Genomic DNA, 17,729 nt, shown 5'->3' on the forward strand with positions numbered 1-17,729 from the left:
ACGTACCTCGGTCTCGACCGGTCGAGACCGGCGTGCGCAGTGTGTCGGTGGCCCGTGATTGCATCTGTGTCATGAGCTCGGACGGCAGACACGGCGCGACGGCCACCCTCGTGCGTGCACCCAAGGTGGCTCGGCCCGCCCGTGTGTGGACGGGTTCGGCCGCGCTGTTGCTGACGTCGGCACCCGATTCGGCACTGGAGGCGGCCAAGGGCGCACCTCGGTGGAACCCGTGGCAGGTACTCGGTGGACCCGGCACGGGCAAGACCTCGCTCGTCGCCGATTACGCGGTCTCGCGCATCGTCACCGGCGATCCCGAGTCGGTTCTGGTGCTCACCCAGTCCAAACGGGCGGCAACCGCGGTACGCGAGGTCATCACCTCCGGTCTCTTCAGCGGCGACCACGCGCTCCGGGCAACGCGCGAACCCTTGGTACGCACCGTGCACTCCTACGCCTTCGCGGTGCTCAGGCTCCAGGCTTCGCTGTACGGCAACCCGCCACCGCGATTGCTGACCGGAGCCGAGCAGGACGCCGTGGTGCGGGAGATGCTGCGCGGTGACCTCGAGGACGGTGCCGACGAATGGCCGGAGCGGCTCCGGCCTGCGCTCGGCACCGCAGGATTCGTCACGGCGGTGCGAGACATGATGCTCAGGTCCGCCGAACGTGGGATAGGTCCGGAAGACCTGATCAAACTCGGCCGCAAACACGCCAAGCCCGAGTGGGTAGCGGTAGGAAAGTTCGCTGCACGATACGAGCAGGCGATGCTGCTGCGCGGTGCCGTCGGAGTGGAAGCTGCAGGTGCGACCGCTCCTGGCCTGGATGCTGCCGAGCTCATCGGTGCTGCGCTCATGGCATTCGCCACCGATCCGGAACTGCTGCGTAGCGAACGTGCCCGCATCAGGCATCTGGTTGTCGACGATGCCCAGCACCTCGATCCACAAGCAGCACAACTGGTTCGGCTGATCGGTACCGATACCGAATCGACCGTTGTCGCCGGGGACCCCGATCAGGCGGTATTTGCATTCCGTGGTGCCGATCCCAGCTTCGTAGCCGACCTCGTCGAGGTCGACTCGCCGCGACGTGTGGTGCTCACCCGTAACTACCGCTCGGTGCCCGAGGTGGCCGAGCTGACCGACATCGTGGCGAGGCGACTGCCCGGTCTCGGTCGGCACCGGTGCCCCGAGCCGGTGGGCACAGCCCGATTCGGTGACCCGGCAGCACGGGTGCACGTCGTCTCCTCACCCGCGAAAGAAGCGGCGATCATCGCCGACGCCATGCGCCGGGCCCACCTGATCGACGGCATGCCGTGGTCCGAGATGGCCATCGTGGTGCGGTCGGTGCCGCGGACCGTCGCGCCGTTGCGCCGAGCGCTGCACGGCGCGGGTGTCCCGATGATCACCCCCACCTCGGAGCTGCCCCTGCATCGCCAGCACGGAGCCGTGGGATTGCTGCTGGTGTTGCGAGCGATATCCGATTCGACCTTCGACGGGGAGGACGCCCTGGCTCTGCTCTCCGGGCCGATCGGTGGTGCCGACCCGGTGGGCCTGCGGCGATTGCGTCGTGGGGTGCGCAGGCTCGAGCTCGCATCGGGCGGCGAGCGAGACTCTGCCGAATTGCTCAGGTCCGTTCTCGCCGACGATGCCCGAGAGAAGCCCGGGTGGATGGGTGGTCTCTCGGACGTGGAGTCCGCTCCGCTGCGCAGGGCCCTCGGTGTCATCCGGAAGGCACGGGCAGTCCTTCGCGCCGGCCGCGGTGTCGAGGACGTGTTGTGGGCAGCCTGGCAGGCATCGGGGCTCGAGCGCCGCTGGTCTGCCGCGTCCGCGTGGGGCGGCTCGGCCGGTGCCCAGGCCGACCGCGACCTCGATGCGGTGGTCGCGCTGTTCGACGCCGCGGCAGCCTACGTCGACAGACTGCCGCGCGCGCATGTCGGTGGGTTTCTGGATTACATTGCGCAGCAAGAGATTCCTACTCTGAACTCGCACCGCCCCACGGTTCGAGCCGACGCCGTGACGTTGCTCAGCGCACACTCTGCAGCGGGTCGGGAGTGGGAACTCGTGGCGGTGGCAGGCGTCCAGGAAGGGTTGTGGCCGGGTCTTCGTTCGCGCGGCAGCCTCCTGGGCACCGACACACTGGTCGACCTCGCGTCCGGAAAGGTCGACGCAGCTGCAGCACTCGACGGTCGACTGTCGAAATCGGCACCGTTGCTGGCCGAGGAGCGCACGCTGTTCCTGGTGGCGTGCAGTCGCGCTCGATCGACACTGCTCGTCACTGCCGTCGACTCCAGCACCGGAGACGCCGATTCGGTGCGCTCCCGTTTCGTCGACGAACTACTCAGCGTCGACGAACTACGCGGCCTCGACGGCGATACCGAACCCGACCCCGCATCCGACCTGCCCGGTGCGGCGACCGCACACCGAGTGTTGGCACTCCCCATGCTCGTGGCCGAATTGCGAAGCGTGGTGTGCGATCCGGTTGTCGCCGAGCAGGATCCGGACAAGCGCGCCCGAGCTGCTCGGCATCTGGCCACGCTCGCCGATGCCGGAGTTCGGGGAGCACATCCCGACGAGTGGTTCGGAGTGGCAGGGCCCAGTACCGACGCGCCGTTGTGGCAGCTCGGCGACGGTCCGGTGCCGCTGTCTCCGTCGACCGTCGAACAGCTCACCACCTGCCCGCTGCGGTGGATGCTCGAATGGCACGGCGGCAACGACGGCACCAACACCCATGCCGTTACCGGCACCCTCGTGCACACTCTCGTGCAGGCGGTGGCCGGTCGAATCCCGCCCGAGCAGCTTCGACGTGCTCTCGAGACTGCCTGGGATGCAGTAGATCTCGGGTCGCAGTGGTACTCACGGCACGAGCTCGATCGAACCGGGGCGATGCTCGAGACCTTCGAGAACTGGCTGCAGGGCAGTCGAGGCGAGCTCACCGAAGCGGGAGTCGAAGTACGCGTCGACGGGATCCTCGACGCCCGGTCGGAGGACGAGCCCGCGGTCGCATTGCGTGGACGCATCGACCGACTCGAACACGACCCGGACGGCCGACCGGTGATCATCGACGTCAAGACGGCCAAGACCGTCATGTCGAAGGAAGATGCTCGCAACCATCATCAGCTGGCCACCTACCAGGTAGCCGCGGCTGCGGGTGCCATCGAGGGTGAGCCTGCGAGCGAACCCGGGGGAGCGCGGCTGGTGTTCGTCGCCAAACCGCACAACAAGGACGGGGCGACGCAGCGCGTCCAAGAAGTGCCGACAGCCGAGAAACTCGAAGAATGGCGCGACACCGTGCACCAGGCAGCATCGGCAACGCAGGGGCCGACCTTCGAGGCCAGGATCAACGACGGCTGCAGGCACTGCCCGGTCAAGTCCAGTTGCCCGGCACACGAGACGGGCAGACAGGTGACGGAGCAATGACGGCGTCGAGGAAGACACGGACCGGTTCGGTGCGGGTGTCACCGGTCGAGCTCGCCCGGGCGCTCGGGCAGAAGCACCCGCCGACCGACGAACAAGCCGCCGTGATCGCCGCACCACCGGGCCCGACGCTCGTCGTCGCGGGGGCAGGTGCAGGCAAGACCGAGACGATGGCCGCCCGCGTGGTGTGGATGGTGGCCAACGGCTTCGTCGACCCGGATCAGGTGCTCGGTCTGACGTTCACCCGAAAGGCCGCGCAGCAGTTGACTTCTCGGATCAGGGCGCGGCTGGCACGGTTGGCCGGATCCGACCTGGTGCGGGCACTCGATCCCAGTCTGGCGCTACGCGAGCGGATCCTCGGTGCCGAGCCGGAAGTGAGTACCTACCACTCGTATGCGGGCCGACTGCTCACCGAACACGGACTGCTCCTGCCCATCGAGCCGTCCGCGACACTGCTCTCGGAAACCGAACTGTGGCAGCTGGCGCACCGTGTGGTCAGCACCTGGGACGGCGATCTGGACACCGAGCGCAACCCCACGTCGGTCACCGAGGCCGTGCTGGCGCTGTCCGGTCAGTTGGCCGAGCACCTCGTCGACCCCGAGGATCTATGCCACGCTCATGTGGAGCTGGAAAAGTTGGTGCACACGCTCGGGCCGGGACCGAGGCAACGCGGTGGTCCCACCAAAGAGCTACTGAACATCCTCGATGCGCAACATCAGCGAATCGGTTTGTTGCCCTTGGTCGAACGGCTCGGGCAGACTCTCCGGCGAGAGGGTGCGCTGGATTTCGGCTCACAGATGTCGATGGCGGCGCGGGTCGCCGCCGATCATGCCGAGGTGGGAATCGCCGAACGGCAACGCTTCCGGCTCGTATTGCTCGACGAGTACCAGGACACCGGGCATGCCCAACGCGTGCTGCTGTCGTCTTTGTTCGGTTCCGGCAGCGACCCGCAGTTGGCCTTGACCGCAGTCGGCGACCCGATGCAGTCGATTTACGGGTGGCGCGGCGCGTCGGCTGCAAACCTGCCTCGATTCGCCACCGACTTTCCGCAATCCGACGGTAGTCCCGCACCTCGGCTCGAACTGCTCACGAGTTGGCGAAACCCGCCGGAGGCGTTGACCCTGGCCAACCTGATCACCGACCCACTGCGCCGCGTCGGGGTTCCTGTGCCGACACTGCGCGCTCGTCCCGGCGCGGTTCCCGGCGACGTTCGATTGGCCGTCACCGAAACTGTCCTCGCAGAACGTGAGTGGATCGCCGACCGGATCGCGGGGGAGTACCGCTCCGCTCTCGAGCAGGATCGGCCGCCGCCCACCGCGGCGGTTCTGGTGCGCCGCAACGCTGATGCCGAGCCGATTGCGGACGCGCTACGCAGCCGCGGCCTACCGGTGGAGGTCGTCGGGCTCGGTGGATTGCTGCACGTTCCCGAGGTGGCCGACATCATCGCAATGCTGCGCTTGGTGGCCGACCCCACTGCCGGTAGCTCGGCGATGCGCATCCTCACCGGCTCTCGGTGGCAGATCGGGCCGACGGATCTGCGGGCACTCTCGCAGCGTGCCCGAGAACTCGAGATCCGCAGCGGATACGGCACCGCAGGTCGCGTCGACGACCCGCAGGCACTCGATGCCGCGCTCGGCAGCGCGTTGCCCGGCGAGCAGTCGGAGCAGGCCGGTTTGGCCGACGCAATAGCCGATCCCGGTCCGGCCGAACGATATTCGGAGGTGGGCCATCGCCGTATCGTCGCTCTCGCCGGTGAGCTGCACCTGCTGCGAGACCGAATCGGGCAACCGCTGCCGGAACTGGTCGGCGACATCGAACGGATGATGGGCATCGGCGTCGAAGCGCAGGCCCGCACTCCGATCAGCACCCACGGCGCGGTCGGTCGTGAACACCTGGACGAATTCGCGCATGTGGTGGCCGATTACGCGGACAATCCGACGGCCACGGTCACCGGATTCCTGTCGTTCATCGCGGCCGCGGAGACGGTCGAGGACGGCCTCGCCCCCGGTGAGGTCGATGTCGCCCCGCATCGAGTGCAGGTGCTCACGGTCCATTCGGCGAAAGGCCTCGAATGGGAGGTCGTGGCCGTACCGCACGTGGCGAAGGGCGTGTTCCCTTCGTCCAACGCTTCCTCCACCTGGCTCGGTGCGATGGCCGAACTACCGCCGTCGCTGCGCGGTGACCGCGCGCTGGACGGGGAAGGGTCCGAGGGTGTTCCGGTACTCGAACTAGAGCAGCTGTACAACCGTAAGGACCTCGAAGACGCCGTCAAGAACCACAAGGATGCGCTGGCCCGGCGTCGGCTGGCCGAAGATCGTCGACTGTTCTACGTGGCGCTCACCAGAACCGAACGCGTGCTGTTCGTCTCTGCGCATCACTGGGACGAGACGTCGACCAAGCCGCGCGGGCCTTCGGAATTTCTCGACGAGTTGTACAGGCAGGTGACGGGATCGACGGACGCCATCGCGATCGTCGAGGAGTGGGCACCCGCACCGGAGGACGGGGCGCAGAACCCGCTCGGGGCGGTACCGCACACGGCGCTCTGGCCCCGCGACCCGCTCGGCTCCCGGCGAGGTGACGTCGAGAACGGCGCACAGGCGGTGTTGGATGCGCTGTCCGATATGGCTGTGGCCCAACATGATTCGGGCGATAACGCTGAGGATTCGACTGAGATGGATCCGGAGAACTGGGCTGCGGATGTCGACGCTCTGCTGGCCGAGCGGGCCGCGAGGTCCGTTGCGGGAGTCGACGTGGCCCTACCCGGCAATCTGTCGGTGACGCAGTTGGTGGATCTGGCAGCAGATCCCGATGCGTTGGCGTCACGCTTGCGCAGACCATTGCCGTTTCCGCCGAACCCGTTGGCGCGCAGAGGTACTGCGTTCCACGCCTGGATCGAGAGACGGTTCGGTGCGACGCGGTTGCTCGACCTCGACGAGTTGCCGGGCTCGGCCGACACCGGTGCCTCGGCCGACGTGGACCTCGAGACCCTGCAGCAGGCGTTCCTCGCATCGGAGTGGTCGCTGCGCAGCCCCGTCGAAGTGGAGGTGCCCTTCGAGACATCCGTGGCGGGAACCGTTCTGCGTGGACGCATCGACGCCGTGTTCGCCGATGCGGACGGCGGCTGGACCGTTGTCGACTGGAAAACGGGCGCAGAGCCGACGGCGTCGGAGCAGCGTGCGGTAGCAATGCAATTGGCGGCCTACCGCCTGGCGTGGGCCGAGCTGATGTCGATCGGGCGGACGGAGCCGGTACCTCTCGACCGAGTGCGTGCAGCGTTCCATTACGTGCGCAGCGGCCACACCACTGCGCCCGAGAACCTGCCCGATGCAACAGCATTGGCCGCGCTTCTCGAAGGCCGTGCCGACCCAGAGCAGCCGGCGGCTACGGTGCGTTCCGACGAGCCTTCAGCGCTTCGGTGACCAGCGGAATCTGCAACGGAAGGCGGGCGAGCACCGCTGCTTTGAGAGCCGGCGAGGTCTTGGAGCTCTGTGCGTATCGCCACGCCATGTTGATGTTCGCCGGGAAGACCGCCACGAACAATCCGGCCGCCAGCGCCCCGCCCAGTCGCCGGGTTCGAGGTGCAGCCAGTGTTGCGGCCACGGCGAGTTCGGCGACGCCCGAGACCTGTGTGTAGGTACGCGCCGAACCCGGCAACGCGGTCGGTACCTGAGCGTCGAAGAACTTCGGCGCGACGAAGTGGAGTGCTCCGGCTCCGGCGAGCAGTCCCGCGAGGCGCAGTGCGGCTGCCTGACTCGATCTCTGTGTCATACCGATACCGTGCCACACCCCGCGTCGTCGGCACAGACATCTCGTATGGGGTTACGCTGCACGCCGTGAATGATCTCGGCATCGGTGAGTATTACGGCGGCCCACGTGGCAGGTAAGTTGCGCGCGCGCCTGAGCGACAGTGGCGCGCTGACCGACAAGCCCGATTTCGCACTGGTCGGAGTGCTTCGAGTACCGGAACTCGAATCCAGTCCGTGGAGGGCCATCTACAAACGAGTGCTGATGGCGCTGGGGATTCTGTTTCTCGCTGCATTCGTCGTGTATCTCGATCGCGACGGATACAGCGACAACCAGAACGGCGAGCTGTCGTTTCTGGACGCTTTCTACTATGCGACTGTGTCGCTCTCGACCACGGGATACGGCGACATCGCACCGATGAGCCCGTCGGCGAGACTGGTCAACATCCTGGTCATCACACCACTTCGGGTCCTTTTCCTCATCTTGCTGGTCGGTACGACGCTGTCGGTTCTCACCGAGCGGTCCCGGCAGGCATTCAAAATTCAGCGATGGAGACGCAGCGTGCGCAATCACACCGTGGTCATCGGATTCGGCACCAAGGGTCGAACCGCAGTCGACGCGATGCTCGGTGACGGAGTGTCGGCGTCCGACATCGTCGTCGTCGATACCGATCAGACCGTGCTCGACGCGGCGTCGGCGTTGGGTCTGGTCACCGTTCACGGGTCTGCGACCAAGTCCGACGTGCTCAGGCTCACCGGAGCGCAGCATGCATCGGCCATCATCGTCGCGACCAACCGAGACGACACTGCAGTCCTGGTGACTCTCACCGCCCGCGAGATCGCTCCGAAAGCCAAGATCGTCGCGGCCATCAGGGAAGCGGAGAACACGCACCTGCTGCGTCAATCCGGTGCCGACTCGGTCGTCGTGTCTTCCGAGACCGCGGGCCGTCTGCTCGGCATCGCCACAACGACGCCGTCCGTGGTGGAGATGATCGAGGATCTGTTGACCCCGGAGGCGGGCTTCGCGATCGCGGAGCGCGAGGTCGAGCGCGACGAGGTCGGCGGATCTCCGCGGCACCTGTCCGACATCGTTCTCGGAGTGGTGCGCGGCGGCAAACTGTTCCGAGTCGGCACTCCGGAAGTCGATGCGGTCGAGGCATCGGATCGACTGCTGTACATCCGTCGCGTGGGCGACTAGCCGAGGCCAAGTAGGGTCGTGCGCGTGCCGAACTTCCAACTCGCTGACCCTCCTCGTCTGTCCCGATCGCCTCTGAACAGGGCCGAAGAATTGCGCCGAGACACCGCAGCTTTGGCGGCTGGTTGGTCGACGAGCCGCGTCCTGAACGTGGACGGCAGGGGCAGATTCCCGGTCGACGAGAACGGTCTCGTGCTCGGCGCTGCCGTGGACGTCGGGGCCGAGCCCGTGCCCGATGCGGTCTTCCTCGGAATTCACGGCGGCCGACACCTGTGGGCCCGGCGGGTAGAGGTCGTTGCGGGCACGCTCGGCGATCTACGTACCGACGGTGATCGCTTGGACAGCGACGCGTTGTCGATGGTGACCGCAGCCCTGGCGATCCTCAATTGGCATGCGAGCGCGCAGTTCAGCTCGATCGACGGCGCGCCGTCGGTTTCGTCGAGCGCGGGGTGGTCGCGTACCAGTACCTCCACCGGTCACGAGGAGTTTCCGCGTACCGATCCGGCCGTGATCTGCTTGGTTCACGACGGCGGCGACCGAGTGCTGCTGGCGCGTGCACCCGCATGGCCCGAGCGACGATTTTCGGTGCTGGCGGGCTTCGTGGAGGCCGGTGAATCGCTGGAAACCTGTGTGACGCGCGAGATCCGAGAAGAAGTCGGTCTGGACGTGTCCGAAATCGAGTACCTGGGCAGCCAGCCGTGGCCGTTTCCGCGGTCGGTGATGATCGGGTTCTCGGCGGTCGCCGACCCGGCACAACCGCTGCACTTTCAGGACGGCGAAATCGCCGAGGCCCATTGGTTCGATCGAGAAGAAGTCGTTGCCGCACTCGAACTCGGCGATTGGGGATCGGATTCGACTTCCCGGTTGCTGCTACCGGGGTCGATTTCCATCGCGCGCGGCATGCTCGAGGCCTGGGCGTCGGCGTCCTGACACTCGGTCAGAGTGACAGCGCGCGCTTGACCTCGGCCAGCGTGGGGTTGGTGGCCGTCGAGCCGTCAGCGAAGAGCACGGTGGGCACGACGTGGTTTCCGTTGTTGACGCTGCCGACGAAGTCTGCAGACTCCGGATTCTGCTCGATGTCGATCTCGGCGTACTCGATGCCCGCCTCGTCGAGCTGTGTCTTGAGCCTGCGGCAGTAGCCGCACCACGTGGTGGAGTAGACGGTCAGCGCGGCCGGGGTCTGCGGGGTGTTCTCGGTAGTGGTCACGACAACAGTCAACATGAGCGCCGACGCGATTGTTCCGGCCGATACCCCCATCGGCCGTTCTGTGCCCGGTTCGGGCCCGGGTGGAACTGTCGGTACGCACTGACACAATGGACCCCATGGCTGACGACGCGATGACCGCCGGACTCGATCCGGAGCAATCCGCGGCGGTACTGGCTCCGCGTGGTCCGGTCTGTGTTCTGGCGGGAGCGGGCACGGGCAAGACTCGTACGATCACCCGACGCATCGCACATCTCGTCTCGGCCGGCCACGTGTCCTCCGGGCAGGTGCTGGCGGTGACGTTCACTGCGCGTGCAGCCGGTGAGATGCGCGGCCGCCTGCGAGAGCTCGGCGTCGGCGGGGACGGCCCTCCGGTGCAGGCTCGCACGTTCCACGCTGCAGCCATGCGCCAGCTGAAGTACTTCTGGCCGCAGGTGGTCGGCGACACCGGGTGGCAGCTTCTCGATCGCAAGTTCACCGTCGTCTCCCAGGCGGCGAACCGGGCTGGAGTGTCGACGTCGACGGACGCGATTCGAGATCTCGCGGGTGAAATCGAGTGGGCCAAGGGATCGTTGATCGCACCCGAGGACTATCCGCGCATCGCGGCGAGCAATCGTCGCGATGTTCCCATGGACGCAACCAAGGTCGCCGCCGTGTACGCAGGCTACGAGGAGCTCAAGTCGCGCGGCGGTGACGGTATGTTGCTCGATTTCGACGACCTTCTGTTGCACACGGCGGCCGCGCTCGAAGAGCATTCGTCCGTGGCCGACGAATTCCGAGAGCGCTACCGCTGCTTCGTCGTCGACGAGTATCAGGATGTGACGCCGCTGCAACAGCGGGTGCTCGACGCCTGGGTGGGTGAGCGAGACGATCTCACCGTGGTCGGCGACGCGAACCAGACCATCTATTCCTTCACCGGTGCGTCGCCGCGGTATCTGCTCGACTTCTCTCGGAAGTACCCCGAGGCAACCGTGGTCCGGCTCGAACGCGACTACCGATCGACGCCGGAGGTGGTCTCGCTTGCGAACCGGGTCATCGGAGCGGCTCGGGGGCGCATCGCCGGCACCCGACTGCAACTGATCGGACAACGGGAGCCCGGACCCGAACCGGAGTTCTTCGAGTACGACGACGAGCCCGCCGAGGCCGACGGGGTCGCGCGCGCGATCAAGAGATTGATCTCGAAGGGCGTCGAGCCGGCCGAGATCGCGATTCTGTACCGCATCAACGCCCAGTCCGAGGCGCACGAGCAGGCGTTGACCGAGTTGAAGATTCCGTATCAGGTACGTGGCGGTGAAGGATTTTTCACCAGGCCCGAGGTGCGGCAGGGCGTCAACGCGTTGCGGCAGGCAGCCGGTCGCGACGATTTACCCGACGGTGCCCAATCGGGTGACGGACTGACGGCTCTGGTGCGTGCAGTGCTGGCTCCGCTCGGCCTGACCGCCACCGAGCCGACCGGCGCGCAGGCCCGTGAGAAGTGGGCGTCGCTGGGCGGCCTGGTGCAACTCACCGAAGAACTTCTGGTGCACGATCCCGACCTGTCCCTGGAGAAGTTGCTGGGGGAGCTCGCTGCGCGTGCCGAGGCGCGGCATCCACCGACCGTGCAGGGCGTCACGCTCGCGTCTCTGCATGCGGCGAAGGGGCTCGAGTGGGATGCGGTGTTCATCGTCGGTCTCGCTGACGGAACTCTGCCGATCTCGCACGCGATCGGCAACGACCCCAATGCCAACAACGAGGCCGCGATCGAAGAGGAACGAAGGTTGCTCTACGTCGGCGTCACGCGCGCCAGGGTGCACCTGCACCTGTCCTGGGCGCTCGCTCGCAACGAAGGCGGTCGGAAGTCGCGTCGCCGGTCGCGTTTTCTCAACGGTCTCGTGCCCGAGGACTCGCCCGCTTCGCGGATCGCTGCTCCCGCCACCAAGAAGTCCGGTCCGAAGTGCAGGTTGTGCGGCAAGCCGTTGATCGGCACGTCCGCAACCATGCTCGGACGATGTGACACCTGTCCGTCGAATGTCGATATAGCCCTGCTCGACGCGCTGAAATCGTGGCGGCTGGACAAGTCCCGCGAACTGAAAGTTCCTGCGTATGTGGTCTTCAGCGACAACACGCTGACGGCCATCGCGGAGCAGCAACCGCAGGACGAGCGAGGCCTGGTGGCGATACCCGGAATCGGTGCCAAGAAGCTGGAGCGATTCGGCGACGAAGTCCTCACCGTGGTGCGGGCCTCGGACCGGTGATCGGGAGCTCGAGAAATTTCGTAAAACTGCAGGTCAAAAATAACTTGTGCAGATATCGGCGGGGGGCTTAGTCTGTTTCACGTGCCACGGGAGACCGCGCACAACCCAGTCCGCCTTCGAGACCAGAACAGGAGCTGAAGAAATGATCGACACATCAAACGTCGCAGTTGCATATGCAACCGTCTCGCTCAGCCCTGTCCTCGGTACACCTGCCGCTGCCCCCGCAGCCGCAGGCTTGTTCGCGCAGACGTGGATTCGTTCCTCCGCCTTCGGCCCCATGTTCGAGTCCGCTCTCGCGGCCTCCGGGTCGAATTCGGCCCACGTTGCCGTGGCACCAGGAGCGAATGCCGTTGCTCTGGCAGCCCGACGTCACCGCGCACCAGGCGCGTCCGTGCTCGACAGCAGACACCGACTTCACTGTCGGTAGTAGCTTCGACAAGCCCCACCAGGCCACGGACCCGCACTCGCGGACCGTGGCCTTTCTCGTTCAGGTAGTACCTCTACCCGGGCGTGAGGCCGACAGGTTCGCATTACCCCTCGAACCGATAACGACGCCGCACGAAAAGTAGAGGAGACCGACGTGTCAACCGCCACGATCCGGACGACATGCCGACCAGAGACCGAGAGTGCCTACGCTGCACTGGTTTCGACCGATTCGGTCGAGCTGCAGCTGTCGGTGCCCTGCCGCGCGGCGAACCCCGACATGTGGTTCGCCGACACACCCGCCGAGCTCGAGCAGGCCAAGGCGTTGTGTGCCGAATGCCCCATCCGGCGAACCTGCCTGAGTGCAGCGTTGGACCGCGCCGAGCCGTGGGGCGTATGGGGCGGTGAGATCTTGGAGCAGGGTGTCGTCATTGCCCGCAAGCGTCCCCGTGGACGACCGCGGAAGAACGCAGCATGAAGCTCGCCCCCGATGTCCGGCTTCACCGAGTGACTCACTCGGTGAAGCCGGGCAACCATTCCGTCAAGATCGCCATGTACGGCGCGTATGCATCCAGCTGCGCGCAGATCCCGACCAGCCCGCCGAGTACTCGGAAAATCATGACGTACTCGGCAGGCATGTTCAGCGCTCGAACCGTTCGGAACTGCGCGCTGTTGAAGTCTGCCGCCGTTCCTGCGGCCTTTTGCAGCCAAGCACGAGTGAAGTGGAACGACTCGGTGTGAATCGGGTCGGTGAAGGGTCGAAGGTAGTCTTCGATTTCCTTCTCCGTAACGGTGCGCCCCGGCACCACGAACCCGCTCTCGGTGCACAGTTCGACGAGTTCGTCGAATTTCTCGTCGCGTGCGAGCGAGACCATCCGACCCAGGACGGGTGGCAGACCATCGGGCATCGGCGCGCAGGCACCGAAATCGATGACACCCATGCGTCCGTCGTCGAGCATCATGAAATTGCCCGGATGCGGGTCGGCGTGCAGCAATTTCGCGCGAGCGGGAGACGCGAACGCGAACAGAGCCAATAGTTCGCCCGCCCGGTTGCGTTCCTCGGCGGTTCCGTGAGCAATGACATCGGCCAGCGGGCGACCCGTCATCCATTCACTGACAACGACTTTGGGCGCACTCGCGACGATCTTGGGTATGGCGAATTGCGGATCGCCCGCGAATTCCTTGCTGAACACCCGCTGATTTGCCGCCTCGATCCGATAGTCGAGCTCGTCCTCGGTGCGGGCTGTCAATTCTTCGAGCACCGGCTTGACGTCCGTGCCCGCTAGCACGGTGCTGAACAGGTTCGCGAAACGCGACAGAGTCTTGAGGTCGGAGCGCAACGCATCGTCCGCGCCGGGGTATTGAATCTTGACCGCGACATCCCGGCCGTCCGACCACGTGGCGCGGTGCACCTGGCCGATGCTGGCCGAGGCGATAGCAGTGTCGTCGAAATCGAGAAAACGCGATCGCCAGGCAGTTCCGAGTTGCTGGTCCAGCACTCGATGTACCGTCTTCGCAGGCATGGGTGGACCCTGGGCCTGGAGCTTGGTCAGTGCTTCGCGGTAGGGCTCGGAATACTCCTCGGGGACGGCAGCTTCCATCACCGAGAGCATCTGCCCGAGCTTCATGGCACCGCCCTTGAGCTCCCCGAGTACAGAGAAGAGCTGCTCTGCTGCTTTCGCGGCAATATCGGCATCGATTTCGTCGCGATTGCCGCCGGCAAGCTTCTTGCCGAACCCGACGGCAGCACGACCCGCCATTCCGAGGGGAATGCTGGCCAGTTTTGCAGTACGAGTCGATCCACGGCGCGGTATGTCAGACACAGCTCCATCATGGCTGAACCTTCCGACAATTGCTCGGACCGCCCCATCTCGGCGCTGTCGGTCGAGGTGAACCCGCTGCGGCGCGTTCGTCAGTGCCAGCAGTCGCAGTGGGGATGCTTGGCCCACAGTCGTTTGTGCACGGTGGTTCCGGTCGTTGCAAAGTCCAGCTCCATGGTGCAATCGGCGGTTTCGGGCAGCCCGGCGTCGGAACGGCCGATGAGGTTCTCCAACTGAGCGAACGCGAACGCGGCCGTGGCCAACACTGTGGCGCTGCTGGCCTGACCGACCGTGCCGAGCAGCTGGGCGGACAGGTGCGGCCACTCGGGTTCGAAGTCGCAGCGCGTCAGATCGGCGCACCGCAGGCAACTCGTCCGACCGGGCACCACGAAAGGGCCGACGATGCCCTTCCCGTCTCGTAACCGCACCTGCAGATGCGGGGTGCGCAAGCGCACCAGATCGGTCACCAGCCGAGGCTCGGCGACGAGGTCGTCGGCGAGCACCACGACGTCGTATTTCCACGCCTTCACCGCCGAATGCGGGTAGCGCGTCGGCGTCAGGCTCGTCCGGCTCACCGTGACACCGGTCCGACTCAAACCCGAGGCCAACGCATCCGAGATCGGACCCCGACCCACCAGGTGGACGGTCTCGACAGCCGCCGGTCCGGCCGGCGAGACCCTACGCGAGGCATCGGGCGTCACCGGCTCGCTCGTGCCGTGTATCAACAGGCCGGATTCCTCCAACTCGCCGAGCATCGCCGATGTTCTATTGGCAGACAACCCCAATGTCATTGCGTGACAAACGATGTGAGGCCTGGAATTGCCTGCGGCGAGGAGGCGCAATATCTCGAGCATCGAACCCGGCTCGGCACCGGGAGGTGGAGTGACGACGACGCTGGACTCGGGGTTCCAGCCCAGCTGCACGGTGCCGTCTCGACGCGGCAGAATGGCCACCGCAGGATCGAGTCGAACGGTCGGTGTGATCATGAAACACACTCTGACAGCGACAACAGCGAAGAACGCCCGCTCGGAGCAGGTTATCCACAGGGTGGAAGTGCCTCCGAGCAGGCGTTCTACGAGTTCGATGGAAGTGGTGCGAAACAGGCCGGGTCAGGTTGTGGATGGACCCTTCTCGGGGTCGCCGTCGGTGCCCTCGTCGTCGTTCTTCGCGGCCTGTTCAGCGGCCTCGGCACGCTCTTTGGCCTCCATCGCTTCCAGCTGAGCGATCGGATCGTCGAAGTTGGACGTTCCACCGCCGACGACCCGGTCGATGAATGCGGCCGGGTTGTCCAGGTCCGACGAATCGGGCAGCAGATCGGGGTGCGCCCACACACCGTCACGTCCCTCGATGTCGGCTGCTGCGAGGAGCTGTCGCCACAGATCGGCCGCCTCGCGGACCTTACGCGGTCGGAGTTCGAGGCCGACCAGCGTTGCGAAGGTCTGTTCGGCAGGACCACCGGACGCTCGGCGGCGACGAATGGTCTCGCCGAGCGCGACTGCCCCGGGCAAACGGTCGCCGAGGGCTGCGGCGACCACCGTCTCGACCCATCCTTCGACCAGGGCCAGCAGTGTCTCCAGACGTTCGAGTGCGTGCTTCTGCTCCGGCGTCGTCTGTGGTTCGAAGGCTCCCTGCTGCAGGATCGCCTCGATCTTCGACGGATCGGTCAGCGCGGACGGGTCCAGGCCGGCGGCGGCTTCTTCGATAGCGGAGAAGTCCATTCGGATTCCGCGCGCATACTCCTCGACCGTGGCCAGCACCCGCTGCCGCAACCACGGAATATGGCTGTAGAGCCGCTGGTGGGCGGCTTCCCGTGCCGCGAGGAACACCAGTACCTCACGCTCGGGCTGCTCGAGTCCTTCACTGAACGACGCGATGGCCGACGGCAGTAGCGCCGCTGTTCCCGACGGTCCGAGCGGTAGGCCGATGTCGGTGGACGTCAGAACCTCCTTGGACAGCTGGCCCAGTGCCTGGCCGAGCTGAGAGCCGAATGCCATCCCGCCCATTTGCGTCAGCATGCCCATCATCGGGCCGGCCATCTGCTGAGCCTCGGCGGGTAGGCCGGACGTCCACATGCCCGAAATCTGCTCCGCGACGGGGTCGCACAGGCGCTTCCACGTGTCCATCGTGTTGTCGAGCCAGTCGACCGGCGTCCACGCCACGGTCTTGGTGGCACCGGCAGGCAGCGTCGTCGACCCGTCCAGCCACAGCTCGGCCAGATGGGCGGCGTCGGTGATGGCCTCTCGCTCGCCTGCCGACACCGGGCTGAAATCGCCCATCTGCTGGCGCGCCAACTGCTTGGCCAGGTCGTAGTTCACCGGGCCCGACCCGGCACCGCCGGCACCGGCAGCTCCCATGCCGCTGAGCATCTGGCCGAACTGGGTGAGCATCTGGCCCAGTTGTGCGGGGTCGAAGCCCTCGCCGCCGAAGCCGAAACCGGCAGGGTTGCCCGAGCCGTCCGGATCCTTCTTCTTGTCCGGGTCGTCGTCGGAGGCACCGAAACCAAAATTGCTCATGTCTCAACGGTACAAGCCCGGTGAACGGAGAGCGTGGTCGATCGTCACGCTGACGGCGAACACTCCGGCCCGCGAGAAGTCGGCGCGGACGCGCTCGGCAGGGGCGTCTGCGCAGCCGACCGTATTCGGATCTAGTGTCTACGGAGTGAACCGAAGGATCGCCACTCTCGTCGCTGCGCTGGTACCCGTGGTGGTGCTCGGCGTCACCGGCTCGGTCGTCACCGTTCCGTTCGCCGCTCTCGGCCCTGGTCCGACCTACAACACCCTCGGAGACGTCGACGGGGTACCGGTGGTCGAGATCGATGGCACCGACGTCGATCCGACCGCGGGCCACTTGAACATGACGACCGTGGCCGTACGTGATCAGCTCAATCTGTTCGAGGCGCTCGGCTTCTGGGCCAGCGGTAGGCAGGGACTCGTTCCGCGCGAGGAGGTCTATCCGCCGGACAAGTCGAAGGAAGAAGTGCAGGAAGGCAATCAGGCGGACTTCGAGGAATCGGAATCCAGCGCCGAACTCGCCGCGCTGCATCATCTGGATCTGCCGGTATCGCTTGCGGTGGCGAGCGTCGCCGATGACGGGCCCGCTGCCGGCGTGCTGAAGGTGGGGGACACTCTCGTCTCGGTCGGTGGCACAGCCGTAGCCACCGCTTCGGCGGTTCGTGAGGCAGTGAGCTCTCGGGTGCCCGGCGATTCCGTCGACATCGAATTCGTGCGAGACGGCACCGCGCAGACGGGTTCGGTGGTACTCGGTGCCCGACCCGACGACGGTTCCATGGGGTACCTCGGTGTCACGCCCGAGGAGCGGCCCGGTGTGCCGTTCGAGGTGAAGTTCAATCTCGCCGACGTCGGTGGCCCCTCGGCCGGGTTGATGTTCAGCCTCGCCGTCGTGGACAAGCTCAGTCCCGGTGAATTGAGCAACGGTGAGTTCGTCGCGGGGACGGGCACCATCGACGCCGACGGTACCGTCGGCCCCATCGGCGGGATTCCGTACAAACTGATCGCTGCCCGCGAAGCGGGAGCCACCACGTTCCTGGTACCGGACGCGAATTGCGGTGAGGCGCAACAGAACGTCCCCGACGGCTTGAGGTTGGTGCGCGTCCAAACCCTGGGCAGCGCGATCGATTCTCTGCAGGCAATCGGCTCAGGCGGCGACGCGCCGTCCTGCAGTTGACGTAGGTCTTAGCGGATCGTCC

General features: G+C 66.0%; 13 protein-coding genes. 8 read left to right on the forward strand and 5 right to left on the reverse strand.

The genetic code is table 11. The features are described 5' to 3' along the window. Positions 1 to 71: 71 nt before the first annotated feature. Together ACNEOT_RS12385 and ACNEOT_RS12390 are read left to right on the forward strand one after the other, a co-directional pair. The gene (locus tag ACNEOT_RS12385; protein ID WP_415974335.1) at positions 72 to 3,407 is read left to right on the forward strand and encodes an ATP-dependent helicase; all 3,336 of its coding nucleotides are present in this window, start codon (positions 72 to 74) and stop codon (positions 3,405 to 3,407) included. Then, positions 3,404 to 6,823: an ATP-dependent helicase gene (locus ACNEOT_RS12390; protein WP_415974336.1), complete on the forward strand. Its 3,420-nt coding sequence runs from the start codon at positions 3,404 to 3,406 to the stop codon at positions 6,821 to 6,823. Before ACNEOT_RS12385 ends, ACNEOT_RS12390 begins: the two co-directional genes overlap by 4 nt. Here the strand turns inward: ACNEOT_RS12390 and ACNEOT_RS12395 are convergent. Continuing rightward, positions 6,786 to 7,172, reverse strand: coding sequence for a hypothetical protein (locus ACNEOT_RS12395; protein WP_415974337.1), 387 nt, complete (start codon positions 7,170 to 7,172; stop codon positions 6,786 to 6,788). The genes ACNEOT_RS12390 and ACNEOT_RS12395 overlap by 38 nt on opposite strands. A gap of 105 nt (positions 7,173 to 7,277) precedes the next feature. On the opposite strand from ACNEOT_RS12395, the gene ACNEOT_RS12400 reads away from it, so the two are divergent. Both ACNEOT_RS12400 and nudC read left to right on the forward strand, forming a co-directional pair. Continuing rightward, positions 7,278 to 8,345, forward strand: coding sequence for a potassium channel family protein (locus tag ACNEOT_RS12400; RefSeq protein WP_415975114.1), 1,068 nt, complete (start codon positions 7,278 to 7,280; stop codon positions 8,343 to 8,345). A gap of 24 nt (positions 8,346 to 8,369) precedes the next feature. After that, positions 8,370 to 9,272, forward strand: a complete 903-nt coding sequence (nudC, locus tag ACNEOT_RS12405; RefSeq protein WP_415974338.1) for an NAD(+) diphosphatase — start codon at positions 8,370 to 8,372, stop codon at positions 9,270 to 9,272. 7 nt (positions 9,273 to 9,279) lie between these two features. On the opposite strand, the gene ACNEOT_RS12410 is transcribed toward nudC, so the two are convergent. Beyond that, a complete protein-coding gene (locus tag ACNEOT_RS12410) occupies positions 9,280 to 9,564 on the reverse strand; it encodes a mycoredoxin (protein WP_415975116.1) in 285 nt (94 codons plus the stop codon). A gap of 101 nt (positions 9,565 to 9,665) precedes the next feature. Here ACNEOT_RS12410 and ACNEOT_RS12415 point away from each other — a divergent pair, with 101 nt between their 5' ends. From ACNEOT_RS12415 to ACNEOT_RS12425, 3 genes are all read left to right on the forward strand, one after another. Continuing rightward, a complete protein-coding gene (locus tag ACNEOT_RS12415) occupies positions 9,666 to 11,780 on the forward strand; it encodes an ATP-dependent DNA helicase UvrD2 (protein WP_415974339.1) in 2,115 nt (704 codons plus the stop codon). Positions 11,781 to 11,922: 142 nt separating this feature from the next. After that, entirely contained in the window at positions 11,923 to 12,207 is a 285-nt protein-coding gene (locus tag ACNEOT_RS12420; RefSeq protein WP_415974340.1) for a hypothetical protein, read from the forward strand. Positions 12,208 to 12,420: 213 nt separating this feature from the next. After that, on the forward strand, positions 12,421 to 12,681 hold the full coding sequence (locus ACNEOT_RS12425; RefSeq protein ID WP_415975118.1) for a WhiB family transcriptional regulator: 261 nt from the start codon (positions 12,421 to 12,423) through the stop codon (positions 12,679 to 12,681). A 34-nt stretch (positions 12,682 to 12,715) separates the two neighbouring features. Here ACNEOT_RS12425 and ACNEOT_RS12430 read toward each other — a convergent pair whose 3' ends face one another. The 3 genes from ACNEOT_RS12430 to ACNEOT_RS12440 all read right to left on the reverse strand — a co-directional run bounded on the left by ACNEOT_RS12430 (position 12,716) and on the right by ACNEOT_RS12440 (position 16,536). Continuing rightward, entirely contained in the window at positions 12,716 to 14,026 is a 1,311-nt protein-coding gene (locus ACNEOT_RS12430; protein WP_415974342.1) for an ABC1 kinase family protein, read from the reverse strand. Positions 14,027 to 14,115: 89 nt separating this feature from the next. Next, positions 14,116 to 15,009, reverse strand: coding sequence for a hypothetical protein (locus ACNEOT_RS12435; protein ID WP_415974344.1), 894 nt, complete (start codon positions 15,007 to 15,009; stop codon positions 14,116 to 14,118). Between the two features lie 123 nt (positions 15,010 to 15,132). Beyond that, a complete protein-coding gene (locus ACNEOT_RS12440) occupies positions 15,133 to 16,536 on the reverse strand; it encodes a zinc-dependent metalloprotease (protein ID WP_415974345.1) in 1,404 nt (467 codons plus the stop codon). Between the two features lie 145 nt (positions 16,537 to 16,681). Between ACNEOT_RS12440 and ACNEOT_RS12445 the strand changes: the two genes are divergently transcribed. Next, positions 16,682 to 17,707 carry a PDZ domain-containing protein gene (locus ACNEOT_RS12445; RefSeq protein WP_415975120.1) on the forward strand — a complete coding sequence of 342 codons (1,026 nt, stop codon included), beginning with the start codon at positions 16,682 to 16,684 and terminating at the stop codon, positions 17,705 to 17,707. Positions 17,708 to 17,729 lie beyond the last annotated feature (22 nt).

It is taken from the genome of Rhodococcus sp. 077-4 (genome assembly GCF_047782425.1).
Classification (GTDB): Bacteria; Actinomycetota; Actinomycetes; order Mycobacteriales; family Mycobacteriaceae; genus Rhodococcoides.

What these genes read in the sequence shown, in the direction of transcription:
- ACNEOT_RS12385 (WP_415974335.1), top strand. Translation starts at nt 72, where the DNA reads ATGAGCTCGGACGGCAGACACGGCGCGACGGCCACCCTCGTGCGTGCA.
- ACNEOT_RS12390 (WP_415974336.1), top strand. Translation starts at nt 3,404, where the DNA reads ATGACGGCGTCGAGGAAGACACGGACCGGTTCGGTGCGGGTGTCACCG.
- ACNEOT_RS12395 (WP_415974337.1), bottom strand. Translation starts at nt 7,172, where the DNA reads ATGACACAGAGATCGAGTCAGGCAGCCGCACTGCGCCTCGCGGGACTG.
- ACNEOT_RS12410 (WP_415975116.1), bottom strand. Translation starts at nt 9,564, where the DNA reads ATGTTGACTGTTGTCGTGACCACTACCGAGAACACCCCGCAGACCCCG.
- ACNEOT_RS12415 (WP_415974339.1), top strand. Translation starts at nt 9,666, where the DNA reads ATGGCTGACGACGCGATGACCGCCGGACTCGATCCGGAGCAATCCGCG.
- ACNEOT_RS12420 (WP_415974340.1), top strand. Translation starts at nt 11,923, where the DNA reads ATGATCGACACATCAAACGTCGCAGTTGCATATGCAACCGTCTCGCTC.
- ACNEOT_RS12435 (WP_415974344.1), bottom strand. Translation starts at nt 15,009, where the DNA reads ATGATCACACCGACCGTTCGACTCGATCCTGCGGTGGCCATTCTGCCG.
- ACNEOT_RS12440 (WP_415974345.1), bottom strand. Translation starts at nt 16,536, where the DNA reads ATGAGCAATTTTGGTTTCGGTGCCTCCGACGACGACCCGGACAAGAAG.